The organism is Streptomyces chrestomyceticus JCM 4735 (assembly GCF_003865135.1).
Taxonomy (GTDB): Bacteria; Actinomycetota; Actinomycetes; order Streptomycetales; family Streptomycetaceae; genus Streptomyces; species Streptomyces chrestomyceticus.
In genome coordinates, this window is sequence record NZ_BHZC01000001.1 from 3,241,546 (window position 1) to 3,258,153 (window position 16,608).

Annotated in this window: 17 protein-coding genes; 8 read left to right on the forward strand and 9 right to left on the reverse strand. The window is 72.7% G+C overall.

What is annotated here, in order from left to right; genetic code table 11:
- Nucleotides 1–20 precede the first annotated feature (20 nt).
- Entirely contained in the window at nt 21–668 is a 648-nt protein-coding gene (gene snpA / locus EJG53_RS13325; RefSeq protein ID WP_125045028.1) for a snapalysin, read from the forward strand.
- Between the two features lie 180 nt (nt 669–848).
- On the opposite strand, the gene EJG53_RS13330 is transcribed toward snpA, so the two are convergent.
- The 6 genes from EJG53_RS13330 to crcB (EJG53_RS13350) all read right to left on the reverse strand — a co-directional run bounded on the left by EJG53_RS13330 (nt 849) and on the right by crcB (EJG53_RS13350) (nt 3,819).
- Complete coding sequence (locus tag EJG53_RS13330; protein ID WP_244955123.1) at nt 849–1,223, reverse strand: hypothetical protein; 375 nt, start codon at nt 1,221–1,223, stop codon at nt 849–851.
- Nucleotides 1,217–1,393: a hypothetical protein gene (locus EJG53_RS42415; RefSeq protein WP_244955124.1), complete on the reverse strand. Its 177-nt coding sequence runs from the start codon at nt 1,391–1,393 to the stop codon at nt 1,217–1,219. The genes EJG53_RS13330 and EJG53_RS42415 overlap by 7 nt, the downstream gene beginning before the upstream one ends.
- 25 nt (nt 1,394–1,418) lie before the next feature.
- A complete protein-coding gene (locus EJG53_RS13335) occupies nt 1,419–2,162 on the reverse strand; it encodes a GAF and ANTAR domain-containing protein (protein ID WP_167515105.1) in 744 nt (247 codons plus the stop codon).
- Between the two features lie 164 nt (nt 2,163–2,326).
- Nucleotides 2,327–2,713: an STAS domain-containing protein gene (locus tag EJG53_RS13340; RefSeq protein WP_125045030.1), complete on the reverse strand. Its 387-nt coding sequence runs from the start codon at nt 2,711–2,713 to the stop codon at nt 2,327–2,329.
- Nucleotides 2,714–2,908: 195 nt separating this feature from the next.
- Nucleotides 2,909–3,283 carry a fluoride efflux transporter CrcB gene (gene crcB / locus EJG53_RS13345; RefSeq protein WP_125045031.1) on the reverse strand — a complete coding sequence of 125 codons (375 nt, stop codon included), beginning with the start codon at nt 3,281–3,283 and terminating at the stop codon, nt 2,909–2,911.
- A complete protein-coding gene (gene crcB / locus EJG53_RS13350) occupies nt 3,280–3,819 on the reverse strand; it encodes a fluoride efflux transporter CrcB (protein WP_125045032.1) in 540 nt (179 codons plus the stop codon). The genes crcB (EJG53_RS13345) and crcB (EJG53_RS13350) overlap by 4 nt, the downstream gene beginning before the upstream one ends.
- 216 nt (nt 3,820–4,035) lie before the next feature.
- Here crcB (EJG53_RS13350) and EJG53_RS13355 point away from each other — a divergent pair, with 216 nt between their 5' ends.
- From EJG53_RS13355 to EJG53_RS13365, 3 genes are all read left to right on the forward strand, one after another.
- Nucleotides 4,036–4,797 carry a FadR/GntR family transcriptional regulator gene (locus EJG53_RS13355; protein WP_125045033.1) on the forward strand — a complete coding sequence of 254 codons (762 nt, stop codon included), beginning with the start codon at nt 4,036–4,038 and terminating at the stop codon, nt 4,795–4,797.
- A complete protein-coding gene (locus EJG53_RS13360; RefSeq protein WP_125045034.1) occupies nt 4,790–6,139 on the forward strand; it encodes a CynX/NimT family MFS transporter in 1,350 nt (449 codons plus the stop codon). The genes EJG53_RS13355 and EJG53_RS13360 overlap by 8 nt, the downstream gene beginning before the upstream one ends.
- Nucleotides 6,140–6,259: 120 nt before the next feature.
- Nucleotides 6,260–7,390 (forward strand): magnesium and cobalt transport protein CorA, encoded by a 1,131-nt coding sequence (locus EJG53_RS13365; protein ID WP_125049348.1) that lies wholly within the window; start codon nt 6,260–6,262, stop codon nt 7,388–7,390.
- 12 nt (nt 7,391–7,402) lie between these two features.
- On the opposite strand, the gene EJG53_RS13370 is transcribed toward EJG53_RS13365, so the two are convergent.
- Nucleotides 7,403–7,735, reverse strand: a complete 333-nt coding sequence (locus EJG53_RS13370; protein WP_244955125.1) for a hypothetical protein — start codon at nt 7,733–7,735, stop codon at nt 7,403–7,405.
- Nucleotides 7,736–7,944: 209 nt separating this feature from the next.
- Entirely contained in the window at nt 7,945–9,321 is a 1,377-nt protein-coding gene (locus EJG53_RS13375; RefSeq protein WP_125045036.1) for an FAD-dependent monooxygenase, read from the reverse strand.
- 82 nt (nt 9,322–9,403) lie between these two features.
- Here EJG53_RS13375 and EJG53_RS13380 point away from each other — a divergent pair, with 82 nt between their 5' ends.
- On the forward strand, nt 9,404–9,982 hold the full coding sequence (locus EJG53_RS13380) for a TetR/AcrR family transcriptional regulator (RefSeq protein WP_125045037.1): 579 nt from the start codon (nt 9,404–9,406) through the stop codon (nt 9,980–9,982).
- Nucleotides 9,983–10,039: 57 nt separating this feature from the next.
- Here the strand turns inward: EJG53_RS13380 and EJG53_RS13385 are convergent, their stop codons facing one another.
- A complete protein-coding gene (locus EJG53_RS13385) occupies nt 10,040–11,644 on the reverse strand; it encodes an MFS transporter (protein ID WP_244955126.1) in 1,605 nt (534 codons plus the stop codon).
- Nucleotides 11,645–11,808: 164 nt separating this feature from the next.
- On the opposite strand from EJG53_RS13385, the gene EJG53_RS13390 reads away from it, so the two are divergent.
- The 3 genes from EJG53_RS13390 to EJG53_RS13400 all read left to right on the forward strand — a co-directional run bounded on the left by EJG53_RS13390 (nt 11,809) and on the right by EJG53_RS13400 (nt 16,469).
- Nucleotides 11,809–12,804, forward strand: coding sequence for a helix-turn-helix transcriptional regulator (locus EJG53_RS13390; RefSeq protein ID WP_125045038.1), 996 nt, complete (start codon nt 11,809–11,811; stop codon nt 12,802–12,804).
- A gap of 85 nt (nt 12,805–12,889) precedes the next feature.
- Nucleotides 12,890–15,178 carry a heavy metal translocating P-type ATPase gene (locus tag EJG53_RS13395; RefSeq protein ID WP_125045039.1) on the forward strand — a complete coding sequence of 763 codons (2,289 nt, stop codon included), beginning with the start codon at nt 12,890–12,892 and terminating at the stop codon, nt 15,176–15,178.
- 352 nt (nt 15,179–15,530) lie between these two features.
- On the forward strand, nt 15,531–16,469 hold the full coding sequence (locus tag EJG53_RS13400; protein ID WP_125045040.1) for a beta-ketoacyl-ACP synthase III: 939 nt from the start codon (nt 15,531–15,533) through the stop codon (nt 16,467–16,469).
- The last annotated feature ends 139 nt before the right edge of the window (nt 16,470–16,608 follow it).

Consider the following 16,608-nt stretch of genomic DNA (forward strand, 5'->3'; position numbering starts at 1 on the left):
CGATAAGGAGTCCCCCCACCATGAGATCTCCCAAGACCGCGCTGTCGGCCGCACTCGGCCTGGGCCTCGTCGCGACGCTGGCCGCCTCGGTCCCCGCGACGGCGGCCTCCGCCTCCTCCGCACCCCAGAACCACCGGGTCACCGCCGCCGCGTACGCCGGTTCGGCCGCCGAGCAGGCCGACACCAAGGCGTTCTTCCAGGCCGTCATGGAGTCGGTCAAGGCCAAGCAGGCGGCCCACCCGAACCTCAAGGTCGTCACCGTCACCTACGACGCGAGCGCGGCCCCCACGTTCAAGAGCCAGATATCCCGGAGCGCCCAGATCTGGAACGGCGCGGTGCAGAACGTCAAGCTCCAGGAAGGCAGCGGCGGCGACTTCCAGTACCGCGAGGGCAACGACGCGCGCGGCTCCTACGCGAGCACCGACGGCCACGGCAAGGGCTTCGTCTTCCTGGACTACAAGCAGAACCAGGAGTACGACTCGACCCGCGTGACCACGCACGAGACCGGCCACGTGCTGGGCCTGCCGGACCACTACGAGGGCCCGTGCAGCGAGCTGATGTCCGGCGGCGGCCCCGGCCCGTCCTGCACGAACTCGCAGCCGGACCAGACCGAGCGGGCCAAGGTGGACCAGCTCTGGGCCAACGGACTCCAGGGCGTACGCCCCTGACGGGCCTCTCCCCCGGCAGGCCCGGTAAGGCGTGACAACGCCACGGCCCCGGGAAACTACGGCGCGCGAGCGCCGCGGTCCGACAACGTCTACGCGCGCGGCGGGCTCCCCGGAGCCCTGCCGCGCGCGTACGCGTTCCGCGCCGCGCGCCCGGCCCTGTTCGTACCGATGCGCCGTGCCTCAGTGCGCCAGTTCCCTGCTCCACGCCTCCAGTTCCGGCTCTCCGTCGTCGGAGCGGCGCAGCCGGCCCGTGAGCTGCCAGCCCCACGCCCGTACCGCGGAGAGCGCCGCTCCGTTCGCCGTCTCGACGAGGGTGACGACCGCCGTGGCGTTGCTGCGGATCAGCAGGGTCTCCTGGAGCCGGGTGGCGACGTGGCCGCGCCGGTGCGCGGGCAGCACCATCAGCTCGGCGACCACGAACACCCGGCCCGAGGCCGTCAGTTCCTCCAGCTCACGCGGTACCTGCCCGTTGAACCCCTGCCACCACCGGCCGTCCCGCTCGGCGGGGAAACCGTAGGCGCAGCCGACCAGCGCCGGGTCGCTGGCGATCACCATCTCGAAGCCGGGGCGCTGGATGTGCTCCGCGAACCGCTGCAGAAAGGCCCCCGGCCGCGGAACTCCTCGCCCGAGGGGCCGCGGTACGCCTCGACGTACAGGTCGGCGACGGCCTCGCGTTGTGCCTCGGCCTGCCACCTGGTCAGGCGCCGTAAGAAGACTTCTGCCATCCGGTCCTCCACAGGGTCCAGGAAATCACCTTCGGTTGAGGAAGTACTCCATGACGAGGCCGCTGTCGAGCGTGCCGTCGACGACCTCGCGGGCCAGGTCCGGCAGCCGTCTGCGGTGGGCCCTGGCATAGGTGCGGAAGACCGTGAACGCCTCGTCCACGCTCGTCGTCCAGCGTTCGGCGAGCATGCCCTTGGCCTGTTCGATGACGACGCGGGAGCTGAGCGCGTGCTGCAACTGGGTCCGCTCGGCGTGGCTGCGCTCCAGGCTCTTGTGCTGTACGGCGGTGACGGCCAGCAGGTCGGCCAGGGACCGGGCGAACGCGGCGGCCTGTTCGCCGAGCGGTGCGGCGGTGCGGGAGAAGAGCGCCAGGACGCCGACGGTACGGGAGCGCAGGCGCATCGGCAGCGCGTGTGCCGTCACATGGCCGCGTTCCCGCGCGAGGGCGGTGAAGTGCGGCCACCGTGCGGCGGTGCGCGGGTCGGTCAGCGCGATGTCCGTCTCGGCGGTGCCGCTGCGGTAGCAGTCCGCGTACGGGTCGCAGGCGTCCTGCGGCCCGTCCGGTCCCAGCAGGCGGGCGGTGTCGCCGTAGTCGGCGACCACCCGGAGCCGGTGGTGCGCGTCGGCGAGGAGGACGGCGGCCGCGGCGGCGCCGAGCAGGCCGGCGCAGTGCGCGGACAGGCGGCGCAGCAGCTCCGCGCAGTCGGCGTCGCCGACGAGTCCTTCGGGTAAGTCCGCCCACACCTGGGTCAGGGGTTCTTCACGGGCCATGGAAACCATCCCTTTCCGCCTTCGACCGGTCGTGGCCCGTGTCCATCGTCTCTCGGATCGAAGCCGCACGGCTACTATGCCCCGGCAAGCCTCCGGCGGGAGACCGCCTGCGCCGTGGGCCCCGGGTGAGGTGTCCGGGCCCCGGTGGAGGCCGGACACCCGGTCTACGGCGAACAGTTCGCCATCTGGTCGCAGCGCGCGTCCCGCACGCTCGCGTAGCGGGGGAAGCGGCCGGTCAGCCGCGTCGCCCTGAGCAGGGTGGCGATACCGCGGTGGGCGTGCACGACGCGCAGCCAGCCGCCTTGCTCGACGGCCCAGTTCTGCGCGGCGCACAGTTCCCGGAGCGCGGAGCAGTCCATGAAGGTCACCGCGCCGAGATCGACGATCACCCGGGGCGGGCCGGTGGCCCGGCTGTGTCCGCGCCGCAGCAGGGTGCGCAGGCGCGGCGCGGTCATGAGGTCCAGCTCCCCTTCGGGCCGTACTACGTTGATCTTGTTGACACCGATCCGGTGGTGGAGGTCCATAGCGATCCCGCCCCTGAAATCAAACATGCCGCACTGACTGTCCTTCGTGCGAACCGGGGTCCGGGGCACCGCGCCATCAGCGTATTCCGGCTGGGCGTCGGGCGGCGGTGAAGAAAGGTTCCGTTCGAAACTCGACCGCAATCGTTCACTCGTACGGGGGCAGCGTCGCACGGGCGAGCCCACCCGGCTCGTCCGGTCACCCCCGTACCGCTCCGGGCGCGCTCAGCCCCACAGCGCCCGGGCGAAGGCCACACCGGCGAACACCGCGGCGAGGCCGGCTGCCACACTCGCCGCCACGTTCGCGGCGGCCCGCCACCGCGCCCCGCCGGCGGCCAGCCGGAGCGTCTCGTACGAGAAGGTCGAGTACGTCGTCAGCGCTCCGCACAGGCCCGTACCGAGCAGGAGGTACAGGGACGAGGAGGCGGCGCCCGCCGCCACCGCACCGGTGACCAGACCCAGCACCAGCGAACCCACGACGTTGACCGTGAACGTCCCCCAGGGGAAGGCCGTGCCGAGCCGGGACTGCACGAAACGGTCCGTCAGGAAGCGCAGCGGCGCACCGGCCATCGCGCCGGCCACCACGAGCAGCCAGTTCACCGCGCACCTCCGCGCCGGGTGAGTGCGTACCGGGTGCCTGCATGTGCGGCCCACACCGCCGCCAGCGCGGCGAGCAGGGTGGCCGCCAGGTAGGCCAGGCCGACGGCGAGCCGTCCGGTGTCCGTCAGGTGGCGGATGTCCGCGGTGTACGTGGAGAAGGTCGTGAAGCCGCCGAGGACGCCGGTGCCGAGGAACGGGCGCAGCAGCGGGTGGGGCGATCCCCGTTCGCTGATCAGCGCCATCAGGACGCCCATCAGCGCACAGCCGACGACGTTGACCAGGAAGACCGTCGCGGGGAAGGTCCCGGGGGCGGTGGGCCACAGCAGTGTGGCCCCGTACCGGAGAGCCGCGCCGATGCCGCCGCCGAGTGCGACGGCGCCGACGGCGGGCCACTGCCCCTGCCAGGGCGGCTGCGGACGGGAGCGGGCCGACTGCTCTCCGGGCGGCCCGGACAGCTCGGACGGCTCGGTGGTGTGCGGTGCGGCCGGGCGGGCCGTGGCGCCGGCCGTCGCCGGGCGCGGGGCTCCGGTGGTCATACGTCTCCTACTCGCGCGGTGCGTGCGTGCTGCGTTCCGCTCTGCAAGCAGGGACCGTTGGCGGCCTCGGACGGCCGCGGTTCGGGTCCGGCGGGCCCCACCGCCGTGCCGTGATCACACGGACCACAGGCGATCTCAGGCTAACCCCGGCCGTTTGACACCGCCAAACATGGGATGTTCCCATCACCGGTGGAATCGAGAGGGAGGACGGCGTCCATGCCGCTGCGCAGCACCGCCCGCACCAGCCTGGTGGGCCTGGTCATCGAGCAGATGGAACAGCTCATCGCCGACGGCGAGTGGCCGGTCGGCGGGAAGATCCCCGCCGAACCCGTCCTCGTCGAGACGCTCGACGTGGGCCGCAACACCGTCCGCGAGGCGGTCCGCGCCCTCGTGCACACCGGGATGCTGGAGCCGCGGCAGGGCGACGGGACGTACGTACGGGCCGACAGCGACTTCGGCGCGGCCGTGCAGCGCCGACTGCGCCGGGCCGCCGACCTGGAGGCGTACGAGGTCCGGGCGTCCCTGGAACGCGACGCGGCCCGCTACGCGGCGCTGCGCCGCACCGACGACGACCTCACGGCGCTGCGGGCCGCCCTCGCCGAGCGCGACCGCGCCTGGGGGAACAGTGACGTCTCCGCGTTCATCGACGCGGACATGCGCTTCCACCGGACCGTCGCGGCCGCCGCGCACAACAGCGTCCTCGCGGAGCTGTACGAGCACTTCAGCGACGCCTTGCGCGCCACCCTCCAGGCCGTCATCCGCAGGCCGCTGCCCGATTCCGTCCGCCATCAGTTCGACGCGCACACCGCCATCGTCGACGCCATCGAGGCCCGGGACCCGGACGCCGCCGAGCGGGCCGCGCTGGCCCACCTGACCGAGGCCATGGACGCGCTGCGCGCCGCACGGCCCGACGACGAGGCCCCGGCGGCGGCCCCCCGAGCACGCGAAGCAAGCCCAGGAGAAGAAGACCATGCATGACCACGGACCGGCCGCCACCTTGAGCGCCCCCGGCACCGGCGGCGCCGCGCGGCCGGACGCATCCGCCGACGCGCCCGCTGATGTGCCCGGTGACGCGCCTGCTGACGCGCCCGCTGACGCGCCTGCCGGGGGCGCCGCTCCGCCCGCCCCGGCGCCGGGCGCCACCGGACGCCGCGCCCTCTACCTGGGCGCCGGCGTCATCCTCCTCGCACTCAACCTGCGCCCCGCCCTCGTCGCCGTGTCCCCGCTGGCCGGCACCATCCGCGACGAGAGCGGCATGTCGGCCGCGGCCACCAGTCTGCTGACCGCGCTGCCGCTGCTCTGCTTCGGCCTGCTCGCCCCGATCGCGCCGCGGCTCGGCCGGCGCTTCGGCATGGAGCGCTCGCTGCTCGGCACCATGGCGCTGATCTGCGCGGGTACGGCGCTGCGGCTGCTGGATTCGGTGGTGGCGCTGTTCGCCGGGACGGTCGTCATCGGCGCGGGCATCGCCGTCGCCAACGTCCTGCTGCCCGGCCTGATCAAGCGCGACTTCGCGGCCAGGTCCGGGCTGATGACCGGCCTGTACTCCATGTCGCTGTTCGGCGGCGCGGCCCTGGCGGCCGGTGTCACGGTGCCGGTGCAGCGCGCGGCCGGGCTGAGCTGGCAGGCCACGCTGGCGTGCTGGGGCTCGCTGGCGGTCATCGCGCTGGCGGTGTGGCTGCCGCAGACCCGCAGCCGTACGCGCACCTCCGCCTCCGCCGCCCGTGAGGCGGCCCACCCGGTACGCGGCCTGTGGCGCTCCCCCCTGGCCTGGCAGGTCACCCTGTACATGGGCCTCCAGTCCCTCAGCTACTACGCGGCGGCCGCCTGGCTGCCGACCATGCTCACCGACGCCGGGATGAGCGCGGGCGACGCGGGCTGGATGCTGTCGTTCTCCTCGCTGCTGGGCATCGCGGGCTCCTTCTTCGCCCCGGTGATCGTCGGCCGCCGGCTGTCGGCCGGTGCGCTGGCCGCGATCGGCGCGGTGCTCTGCGCGGCCGGTTTCGCCGGGATGCTGGCCGCGCCGGCCGGCGGCGCGTACGTGTGGATGACGCTGCTGGGCCTCGGCCAGGGCGCGGCGATCAGCCTGGCCCTGCTGTTCATCGTCCAGCGCGCCCCGGACATCCGGCACACCGCGCAGCTCTCCAGCATGGCCCAGTGCTTCGGCTACATCCTGGCGGCCACCGGCCCCGCGGTACTGGGCGCCGTGCACGACGCCTCGGGCGGCTGGACCGTACCGGTGGTCGTACTGCTGGTACTGCTCGTCCCGCAGGTGGCCATGGGCCTCGGCGCCGCACGCCCGCGGCATGTGGCCGGGCGCTGACGCGGTACGGATGTGCCGGAGCGGACCGGTCCGTACGGGCGGGAGCTGTGACGGTGGGGCGGGAGCCGCCGTCACGCCTCCCGCTCCGCCCCGCTGCCGGTCCATACTGGTGCGGTGTCGGTGATCAGCAACCTTCGTAGAGCGGTCCGGCTGCCGCAGCAGCAGCGCCGCGGTGTCGACCTCAGCCACCCCGCGCGGTCACCGCTGGGCACCGCCGTGGTGAACTGCGCCGTCTACGAGAACGGCGTCCGGCAGCACGGCGACCACCCGGCCGAGGACGCCGTCCGCCGGGTCCGCGGCTCCGGCGACGGCTTCGTGTGGATCGGACTGCACGAGCCGTCGGAGAAGGAGTTCGCCGGCATCGCCGAGCTGTTCGGGCTGCACCCGCTGGCCGTCGAGGACGCGGTGCACGCGCACCAGCGGCCGAAGCTGGAGCGTTACGACAACTCCCTGTTCACGGTGTTCAAGACGGTCTGTTACGTGGACCACGACCGGCTCACCGAGACCAGCGAGGTGGTGGACACCGGCGAAATCATGGTCTTCACCGGCGCCGACTTCGTCATCACGGTCCGGCACGGCGGCCACGGCTCGCTCGGACCGCTGCGCGAACAACTGGAGGCCGACCCGGAGCAACTGGCCATCGGCCCCTCGGCGGTCCTGCACGCCATCGCGGACCTGGTCGTGGACGACTACCTGGACGTCACCGCCGCCGTGCAGGACGACATCGACGACGTCGAGAGCGAGGTCTTCGCCGAGAGTCCGCGCCGCAGCGACAGCGAGGAACGGCGCGGCGGCACCAAGGGATCCGGCACCGGCGCGGGCCGCATCTACCAGCTCAAGCGCGAACTCCTGGAGCTGAAACGCGCGGTAGCACCGCTGTCCCGCCCCCTCCAGGCCCTCGCCACCCAGCCGATGGCACTGGTGGACCCGCACATCACCACATACTTCCGCGATGTGTCGGACCACCTGGAGCGGGTCACCGAGCAGATCAACGCCTTCGACGAACTGCTCAACTCCATACTCCAGGCGCACCTCGCGCAGATCACCGTGGCCCAGAACGAGGACATGCGGCGCATCAGCGCCTGGGTCGCGATCCTCGCCGTCCCGACGATGGTGTGCGGCATCTACGGCATGAACTTTGAACACATGCCGGAGAAGCACTGGACCTTCGGCTACCCCCTGATCATGGCCGTCACCCTCACCCTCTGCTTCCTCATCCACCGGGGGTTCAAGCGCAACGGGTGGCTGTAACTTCCTCCTGGCTTACTGGCTGCCAGAGCAGTCCGCCTCGGTCCAGGTCGCGACGAGGTCCCGGCAGACGACGGTGAGCGAGCCGTCCCAGAACACGATCTCGTGACTGCAGCCGTCCCGGTGGGGCAATATCTCGTCCAGGATCACCGTCCCGAGGCCCTCCCAGTCGTCCCGGCAGTCGCCCCCGTCGTCCCCCTCGGTGCTCCCGGCCTGGAAACCGGTGACACCTGAGTAGCGGATGACCAGGTCTTCGTCATGCTTCCAACAGTTGTGCCGAAACCGGATCTCCACCTCCTGGCCATCAGCTCCGGCACCCCGTATGTACTGGAGCTCCAGATCCTTCACACACCGCTTTCCGGAGAAGTCGTCATGCCCCGGAGCAGTGGCGAAGCCCCGCGCTCCGGCCGGCAACTCGTCGGCCAGCAAGGGCAGACGCTCCAGGTAGCGAGCAGGCGACAGAACACCTGACAGGTCGCCGACCTGCGCGTCCAGATTTACGTCTCCCTCCTGTCGGCCCGAATGTGCGTAGCAGTATCGGCGGAGCCGCGCGTGGCTCAGGCCAGGTAGCCGTCCGGGCGTATCAGGAAGGTGTCGCCGGGGGCCGCCGCGTAGCCCGTGAAGGCGTGGCCCTCGGCGTCTATGACGTACCGGCCGGCGTCGGGCCGCTCCTCGCCGGGGCGCAGCACGGTGTAGGAGTGTTCCTCGTCCGGGGCGGGTGCGCCGAAGGTCAGGCGGGTGAAGTGCGGGCCGCGGAAGAGGTCAAAGAGGCGGACGTGTTTGTCGTCCGCGTCGAGCAGGGGGGCGTCCGGGGCGCGGTCGCCGGTGACGAGGGTGCCGGTGGCGTCCGGGGCCCGGTAGGTGATGTCGAGGCCGAAGCCCTCCTCGCCGCGCTTGTGGGCGTCCGCCGTGCCTTCGACGTACTTGTCCAGCAGACCGGTGCTGACGCCGAGGACATGGGCCGCGACGGCTCGCCGCTCGGTCTCGTAGCTGTCCAGCGCGGTCTCCGCGGCCAGCTTCCAGCCGAGGTTGTAGGCGTCCTGCACGCCGGTGTTCAGGCCCTGGCCGCCGGTCGGCGGGTGGACGTGCGCGGCGTCGCCGGCCAGGAAGACGCGCCCGGCCCGGTACCGCTCGGCCAGCCGTACGTTCGGCCGCCACACCGTGGACCAGCCGTGTCCGGTCAGGCGTACACCGGCCGAGAACCGGTCGAGGGCGGCCTGCATCGTCTCCAGGGAGGCGTCGTCGCCCTCGCCCAGGGGCGAGATGAACTGGAACTGCCCGGTGCCGGGCAGCGGGGTCAGCGCGACGCCCGTCATGGGGTGGTCCGCCGCGGCGAACCAGTGGCCGCACGACAGGTCGAGGCCCGGCGCCGTCACGTCGCCGACCAGCACCCGGAAGGTCTCGTCGGTGGTGCCGGGGAAGGCCACACCGATCGCCTTGCGGACGGAACTGGCGCCGCCGTCGGCGCCCACGAGGTAGTCGAACCGGGCCACCTCGCCGGTGGCCAGCCGCGCGGTCACCCCGTCCGCGTCCTGCTCCAGGCCGGTCAGCGCGGTGCCCAGCTCGACGCGGACACCGAACTCCAGCAGCCGCGCCCGCAGTATCCCCTCGGTCTGCGACTGGCCGAGCACCCACGGGTTCGGATACGGCACGCCGGGCCGGGGCTCGCGCGGCTCGGTCATCCAGTGCTCGCCCGCGAACCGGCCGTCGAAATGCGCGCGCAGCGGCGCCGGCGGCGCTCCGGCGGCCCGTACGGCGTCCAGCACGCCGAGGTCGTCGAAGACCTCCAGCGTGCGCGGTTGGAGGCTGTCGCCGCGCGAGCCGTCGAAGTACGCGGTCGCCTTGTCGACGACCCGCACCCCGACGCCGCGCCGGGCCAGTTCGATCCCCAGGGTCAGCCCGGTCGGGCCGCCACCCACCACCAGCACTCGCATGATGAATCTCCATTCGCTGAATGTGCATTCATCATGAGGGCTGCTAGCGTGCGCCGTCAAGAGAGCTGGAGGAAAAAGAGACGTGAAGCGCGCGGAGCAGGCGGTCGAGACAAGGGCGGCGCTGATCGAGGCGGCGAAGCGCCTGTTCGCCGACCGCGGCTACCTGAACACCAAGATCACTGACATCACGACGGAGGCCGGCCGGGCCGCGGGCTCCTTCTACCGTCACTTCACGAGCAAGGAAAACCTGCTCAGGGCGCTGCTGGACGAACTGTCCGCGGCGAGCGACGCCTACGCCGCGAACGACGAGCACAAGTCGGACTTCACCGACCCCGAAGCGATCCGCTACCACGTGGCCAGCAACTGGCGCGTGCACCGGGAGCACGCGGCGACCATGGTCGCGCTGCGCCAGGCGGCGCTCGTCAGCGAGGACTTCACCCGCACCTTCGACCAGTTCCGCCGCACCCAGCTCGAAGACCTGGCCGACCACCTGGAACACGTGGAGAACCTGCCGGCCTCCCCCGAGACCACCCTGCTGATGATGAGCGCGATGCTGGACGCGCCCGCGCAACCGTGGCCCGGGATGACCGAGGACGAGGCCATTGAGGCGACCACCCGGTTCCTCTACCGCGCCCTGAACGGCAAGGACTACACGCCGTAGATACGGGCGCGCGGCCCCTGCCGGGCGAGGCCGGCCGGGACCGCGGAACCGGGTGGCTCAGTGGACGAGCGTGCCCTCCGGGTCGGGGGTGGTCCGGCGACCGTCCGCAGGCGAGGGCGAGGGCGAAAGCGAGGGCGCGGGTTCGGTGGACCGGTCAGCGCTGTCACCCGTGCCGAGCTCCCCCGCCGTACGCGGCTCCCCGTTAGTACGCGCCTTCCCCGGCATCAGGAACAGCAGCAGGAAGATCACCACCAGACCGGCCGCCACCCACCACAGCGAAGTGACCGTCGCGTCGACGACCGTCGCCCTCGGGTCCCGGCCGCCCGCTCCGTCGAGGACGCCGAAGAAGGCCACCGACGACAGGCCGAGCCCGAAGGCCATGCCCAGTTGGCTCGTGGTGTTGAAGACTCCGGACGCCGATCCGGAGTGTTCGGACGGCACCTCCGAAAGGGCCGCGTCGGTGATCGGGGCGACGATCAGCCCCATGCCGCCGCCCATCAGCAGCAGGGCGGGCACCATCTGCCAGGACGTCAGCTCCGTGCCGTACCGCGTGGCTCCGGCGATGTAGAGCAGCACGCCGCAGAGCATGATCAACGCGCCGGCCTGCATCACCTTCCGCCCGAACCGCGGCACCAGCTTCTGCACGGAGACACCGGCCGCCGCCGAGCAGGCGACCGAGAACGGCACCCCGGTCAGCCCGGAGCGCAGCGGGCTCCAGCCCAGGCCTAGCTGCATGCACAGGGTCCAGACGAGGAAGAACAGGCCCGAGAGCGCCCCGAAGGTGAGCTGCACACCGGCGCCCGCGACGAACGTCCGCAGCTTGAAGAGGGAGAGTTCGACGAGCGGCGAGCCGTCCTTGCGGGCCTTGGCGCGCTCGTACCGTACGAAGACGGCGAAGACCAGCGGGCTCGCGGCCATCGACACGAATCCCCAGGCGGGCCAGCCCATTTCGCGGCCCTGGGTCAGCGGGTAGAGCACCATCAGGAGGGCCAGCGCGGCGAGGACCATGCCGCCGAGGTCCAGGCGCAGCGCCTTGGGAGCGCGCGACTCGGCGATGAAGCGGCGCCCGAGGACGATTCCGGCGATGCCGACCGGCAGGTTGATCAGGAAGATCGGCCGCCACTGGAGGCCGAGGATGTCCCACTGCGTCAGCAGCGCGCCGATCAGCGGACCGCAGACCGCGCCCAGTCCTATGACGGCGCCGAACATGCCGAAGACCTTGCCGCGTTCGTGCGCGGGGAAGGTGACGTGGATGATCGCCAGGACCTGCGGCACCATCAGCGCGGCCATCGCGCCCTGGAGGACGCGGGCGGCGATCAGCATCCCCGGGTCGGCGGCGACGCCGCACAGCGCGGAGGCGACGGTGAACCCTCCCATGCCGAGCAGGAAGAGCCGGCGGCGGCCGTGGATGTCGCCGAGCCGGCCGCCGGTGATCAGGCCGACGGCGAAGGCCAGCGCATAGCCCGCGGTGATCCACTGGACGGCGCCGAACGAGGCGCCGGTGTCCCGCTGGATGCTGGGTACCGCGATGTTGACGATGGTCGCGTCCACCAGGTCCATGAAGGCGGCGGTCAGCACGACGGCGAGCGCGATCCAGCGTCTGCGGCCGGTCGCGCCGGCCGTGTCGGACGCGCCGGGGGCGGTCGTGGGCGGGGTGGGCATGGTGGTGACTCCTGGAAGGTGCTCGGGACCGGCGCCGGGAACTGGGTGCCGCGAAGGAACCGGGGGCCCCGGACCACAAGCTTCCGGGAGCTCCGGGACAGATCTCGACCCTACGGTCCGTATAGGACAGCTCCGGTCCTACTCGGCCCGGCATCATCGACGGCATGAGTGAAACCTCGGCCCGCCTGCTGAACCTGCTGTCCCTCCTCCAGACGCCCCGCGAATGGCCCGGCAGTGAACTGGCCGACCGTCTGCGCGTCACCACCCGCACCATCCGCCGCGACATCGAGCGGCTGCGCGACCTCGGGTACCCGGTGCACGCCACCATGGGCGCGGAAGGCGGTTATCGGCTCGCGGCGGGCACCGCGATGCCCCCGCTGCTGCTGGACGACGAGGAGGCGGTGGCCATCGCCGTCGGGCTGCGCTCGGCGGCCGGGCACACCGTCGACGGCATCGAGGAGGCGTCCGTACGCGCCCTCGCCAAGCTGGAACAGGTCCTGCCGTCCCGGCTGCGGCGGCGGGTGGGCGCGCTGGGCACCGCCACCGTACCGATGCCCGCCGGGGACGGCCCGACCGTCGATCCGGCGCATCTGACCGCCCTCGCCGCGGCCGTCGCCAACCAGGAGCGGCTGCGCTTCACCTACCGGGCGGGCGACGGCGTCCGCTCCAAGCGCCTGGTGGAACCGCACCGGCTGGTCTCGGCGGGGCGCCGCTGGTACCTGGTGGCGTACGACAACGAGCGCGAGGACTGGCGGATCTTCCGCGTCGACCGGCTGAGCGACCCGTACCCCACGGGAGTACGGGTGCCGCCGCGCGAGCTGCCCGCCCGGGATGCCGCCGCGTTCGTCACGGAGCGGATGCAGGGCCTGGCGCCCGGCTGCGCCGCGGTGGTCACGGTGCAGGCGCCCGCCGCCGAGGTGTGCAAGCGGCTGGGGCGCGCGGTGGCCGCGGTGGAGCCGCTGGGCGAGGGGGTGTGCCGGGTGCGCACCCGGCCCGACTGCCTGGAGTGGACGGCGGTCCGGCTGGCGACGCTCGGCAGCGAGTTCACGGTGCACGAGCCGCCGGAGCTGGCGGAGCACCTGCGGCAGTTGGGCGGGCGGGTGCTGCGGGCGGCCGCCGAGTCCGGTGAGGCCACGCCGACGCATACCCGGGAGGGGTAGCACTGATACCCCCTAGGGGTATACAGTTCAGACAGTGGACGACGGCGGTCCCCCGCCGTCACCCCCGCCTCCCGAAGGAGCAGCCATGACCACCACCGTCGACGAGCGCGGCATCGAGCTGGAGATCGGCGGCATGACCTGCGCCTCCTGCGCCGCCCGTATCGAGAAGAAGCTCAACCGGATGGACGGCGTCACCGCCACCGTCAACTACGCGACGGAGAAGGCGAAGGTCACGTACGAGAGCGGTGCCGGCATCGAGGTCGCCGATCTGATCGCCACCGTCGAGAAGACCGGTTACACGGCCGCCGTCCCGGAACCCCCGGCCCCCGCCCCGCCGCCACCCGATCCCGGCACGGCGCCGGGGCCGGTTCCCGCGCCGGAACCGGGCGCCGACCCGCTCGCCGCGCTGCGGCAGCGCCTGACCGTCTCGGTGCTCCTGGCCGTACCCGTGATCCTGATGGCGATGGTCCCGGCGCTGCAGTTCACCAACTGGCAGTGGTTGTCGCTGACCCTGGCGGCCCCGGTGGTGGCGTACGGGGCCTGGCCGTTCCACAAGGCCGCCTGGACCAACCTGCGGCACGGTACGGCCACGATGGACACCCTGGTCTCCATGGGCACGCTGGCCGCGCTCGGCTGGTCGCTGTGGGCCCTGTTCTTCGGCCACGCCGGGATGCCCGGCATGACCCACCCGTTCACGCTGACCATCGAACGCGGCGACGGCGGCAGCAACATCTACCTGGAGGCCGCGGCCGGCGTCACCGCCTTCATCCTGGCCGGACGCTACTTCGAGGCGCGCTCCAAGCGACGGGCCGGGGCCGCGCTCAAGGCGCTGCTGGAGCTGGGCGCCAAGGACGTGGCGGTGCTGCGGGACGGGCGTGAGGTCCGCGTACCGGTGGGTGAGCTGGCGGTCGGCGACCGGTTCGTGGTCCGCCCCGGCGAGAAGATCGCCACCGACGGCACCGTCGTGGACGGGTCCTCCGCCGTGGACGCCTCGATGCTCACCGGCGAATCCGTACCCGTCGAGGTCGCCCCCGGCGACCCGGTCACCGGCGCCACCGTCAACGCGGGCGGCCGGATCGTCGTCGAGGCCACCCGCGTCGGCGCGGACACCCAACTGTCCCGGATGGCGCGGCTGGTCGAGGACGCGCAGAACGGCAAGGCCGCCGCCCAGCGCCTGGCCGACCGGATCTCCGCCGTCTTCGTCCCGGTCGTCATCGCGCTGGCTCTCGGCACCCTGGGCTACTGGCTGGCCACCGGTGCGGGCGCGGTCGCCGCGTTCACCGCCGCGGTCGCCGTACTGATCATCGCCTGCCCGTGCGCCCTGGGACTGGCCACGCCGACCGCGCTCATGGTCGGCACCGGCCGCGGCGCCCAGCTCGGCATCCTGATCAAGGGGCCCGAGGTGCTGGAGACCACCCGCCGCGTCGACACCGTCGTCCTGGACAAGACCGGTACGGTCACCACCGGCGCGATGACCCTCACCGCCGTCCACCTGGCCGAGGGCGTGTCCGAGACGGAGGCGCTGCGCCTGGCCGGTGCCCTGGAGCACTCCTCCGAGCACCCCATCGCCCGCGCCGTCGCGACCGCGGCGGACGAGCGTACGGGCGGGCTGCCCGCCCCGGAGGACTTCGCGAACGTCCCCGGCCGCGGTGTCCAGGGCGTCGTCGAGGGCCACGCCGTCCTCGTGGGCCGTACCTCGCTCCTCACCGAGTGGGCCATCGAACTTCCCGCCACCCTGGCGGACGCCAAGGCCGCCGCCGAGGAGGCCGGGCACACCGCGGTCGCCGTCGCCTGGGACGGCGAGGCGCGCGCCGTGCTCGTCGTCGCCGACGCGGTCAAGCCCACCAGCGCCGAGGCGGTCCGGCGGCTGCGCGCCCTCGGCCTCACCCCGGTGCTGCTCACCGGCGACAACGCGGCCGTCGCCCGCTCGGTCGCCGCCGAGGTCGGCATCGACGCGGAGCACGTCGTCGCTGAGGTGTTGCCCGAGGACAAGGTCGCGGTCGTCAAGCGCCTCCAGGCGGAGGGCAAGTCGGTGGCCATGGTCGGCGACGGCGTCAACGACGCGGCCGCGCTCGCCCAGGCCGACCTGGGCCTGGCGATGGGCACCGGCACGGACGCCGCCATCGAGGCGGGCGACCTGACGCTGGTACGGGGCGACCTGCGCGCCGCCGCGGACGCCATCCGGCTCGCCCGCCGCACCCTCGGCACCATCAAGGCCAACCTCTTCTGGGCCTTCGGCTACAACGTCGCCGCGCTGCCGCTGGCCGCCGCCGGGCTGCTCAACCCGATGATCGCCGGGGCCGCGATGGCCTTCTCCTCGGTCTTCGTGGTGGCCAACAGCCTCCGGCTGCGCCGCTTCAAGCCGCTCGGCTGAGCGGCGGGAGCCCGCCCCCGGCACGGCCCGTACAGCGCTCATCCGCTGTACGGGCCGTCCGGCGTCGTGCGCCACTCGGGGCCGGCGTCATGCGCCACTCGGGACCGTGTCGCGCCCCACTCGGGACCGGCGTCGTGTGCCACCCGGGACCGGCCTCGTGCGCGCGATCTCCGGTCCGGCGTCGTGCGCGGGATCACGGCCTCCGCCCCGGGGCCGCCGGAAGCCTCTGATCCGCATCGTCCGTGGCTTCCCTCCAGTTCTCGCCCCCGAAGATTGGCGGTTCTCGCTACGTCCTCAGCAGCCGCACCCCCAACACTGGACAGACACCGTCCGCACACGCTCAGGGGATCCCATGACGGGCTCACGCGTCCTGTCTCTCGGCCACTACCAGCCTTCCGAGGTGCTCACCAACGACGACCTCGCGAAGATCGTCGACACCGACGACGCCTGGATCAGCAGCCGCGTCGGCATCCGCACCCGGCACGTCGCGGCCCCCGACGAGAGCGTGGACGCGATGGCGGCCGCCGCGGCGGCCAAGGCGCTCGCCGCCAGTGGACTGGCCCCCCAGGACATCGACCTCGTGCTGGTCGCCACCTGTACGGCCGTCGACCGCAGCCCCAACACCGCGGCACGCGTCGCCGCCCGGCTCGGCCTGCCGGCCCCCGCCGCCATGGACATCAACGTCGTCTGCGCGGGCTTCACCCACGCGCTGGCCACCGCCGACCACGCCATCCGGGCCGGTTCGGCCGTCAACGCGCTGGTCGTCGGTGCCGAGAAGTTCACCGACGTGGTCGACTGGACGGACCGTTCGACCTGTGTGCTCGTCGGGGACGGCGCGGGCGCCGCGGTCGTCACGGCGGCGCCGGAGCCGGAGATCGGCCCGGTGCTGTGGGGTTCGGTCCCGGAGATGGGCGGCGCCGTCCGTATCGAGGGCAGCCCGGCCCGGTTCTCCCAGGAGGGCCAGGCCGTCTACCGCTGGGCGACCACCCGGCTCCCGGCCATCGCCCGCCAGGTGTGCGAGCGCTCCGGCATCCAGCCGGAGGACCTGGCCGGAGTCGTGCTCCACCAGGCCAACCTGCGGCTGATCGAGCCGCTCGCGGAACGCATCGGCGCGGTCAACGCGGTGATCGCGCGCGATGTCGTCGAGTCCGGCAACACCTCGGCCGCCTCCGTGCCGCTGGCCCTGTCCAAGCTGGTGGAGCGGCGGGAGATCGAGACCGGCGCGCCGGTGCTGCTCTTCGGGTTCGGCGGCAATCTGTCGTACGCGGGGCAGGTCATCCGGTGCCCGTGAGGGCGGCCGGCTTCCCGTGCCCGTAGGGGTGCCCGATCCGTGCCCGTAGCGGGGGCCGATCCGTGCCGGTAGCGGTGCCCGATCCGTACCTCTGCCGGTCCCCCACCCCGTACCGACGTCCGATTCGTTCAAGACCCGG

Excerpts from the sequence above, each read along its gene's own strand:
- EJG53_RS13330 (WP_244955123.1), bottom strand. The coding sequence starts at position 1,223 with ATGGTGATCGCCAGCGACCCGGCGCTGGTCGGCTGCGCCTACGGTTTC.
- EJG53_RS13335 (WP_167515105.1), bottom strand. The coding sequence starts at position 2,162 with ATGGCCCGTGAAGAACCCCTGACCCAGGTGTGGGCGGACTTACCCGAA.
- EJG53_RS42415 (WP_244955124.1), bottom strand. The coding sequence starts at position 1,393 with ATGGCAGAAGTCTTCTTACGGCGCCTGACCAGGTGGCAGGCCGAGGCA.
- EJG53_RS13400 (WP_125045040.1), top strand. The coding sequence starts at position 15,531 with ATGACGGGCTCACGCGTCCTGTCTCTCGGCCACTACCAGCCTTCCGAG.
- EJG53_RS13385 (WP_244955126.1), bottom strand. The coding sequence starts at position 11,644 with ATGCCCACCCCGCCCACGACCGCCCCCGGCGCGTCCGACACGGCCGGC.
- EJG53_RS13360 (WP_125045034.1), top strand. The coding sequence starts at position 4,790 with ATGCATGACCACGGACCGGCCGCCACCTTGAGCGCCCCCGGCACCGGC.
- snpA (WP_125045028.1), top strand. The coding sequence starts at position 21 with ATGAGATCTCCCAAGACCGCGCTGTCGGCCGCACTCGGCCTGGGCCTC.
- EJG53_RS13355 (WP_125045033.1), top strand. The coding sequence starts at position 4,036 with ATGCCGCTGCGCAGCACCGCCCGCACCAGCCTGGTGGGCCTGGTCATC.
- EJG53_RS13390 (WP_125045038.1), top strand. The coding sequence starts at position 11,809 with ATGAGTGAAACCTCGGCCCGCCTGCTGAACCTGCTGTCCCTCCTCCAG.
- EJG53_RS13395 (WP_125045039.1), top strand. The coding sequence starts at position 12,890 with ATGACCACCACCGTCGACGAGCGCGGCATCGAGCTGGAGATCGGCGGC.
- EJG53_RS13375 (WP_125045036.1), bottom strand. The coding sequence starts at position 9,321 with ATGCGAGTGCTGGTGGTGGGTGGCGGCCCGACCGGGCTGACCCTGGGG.
- EJG53_RS13340 (WP_125045030.1), bottom strand. The coding sequence starts at position 2,713 with ATGTTTGATTTCAGGGGCGGGATCGCTATGGACCTCCACCACCGGATC.
- crcB (WP_125045032.1), bottom strand. The coding sequence starts at position 3,819 with ATGACCACCGGAGCCCCGCGCCCGGCGACGGCCGGCGCCACGGCCCGC.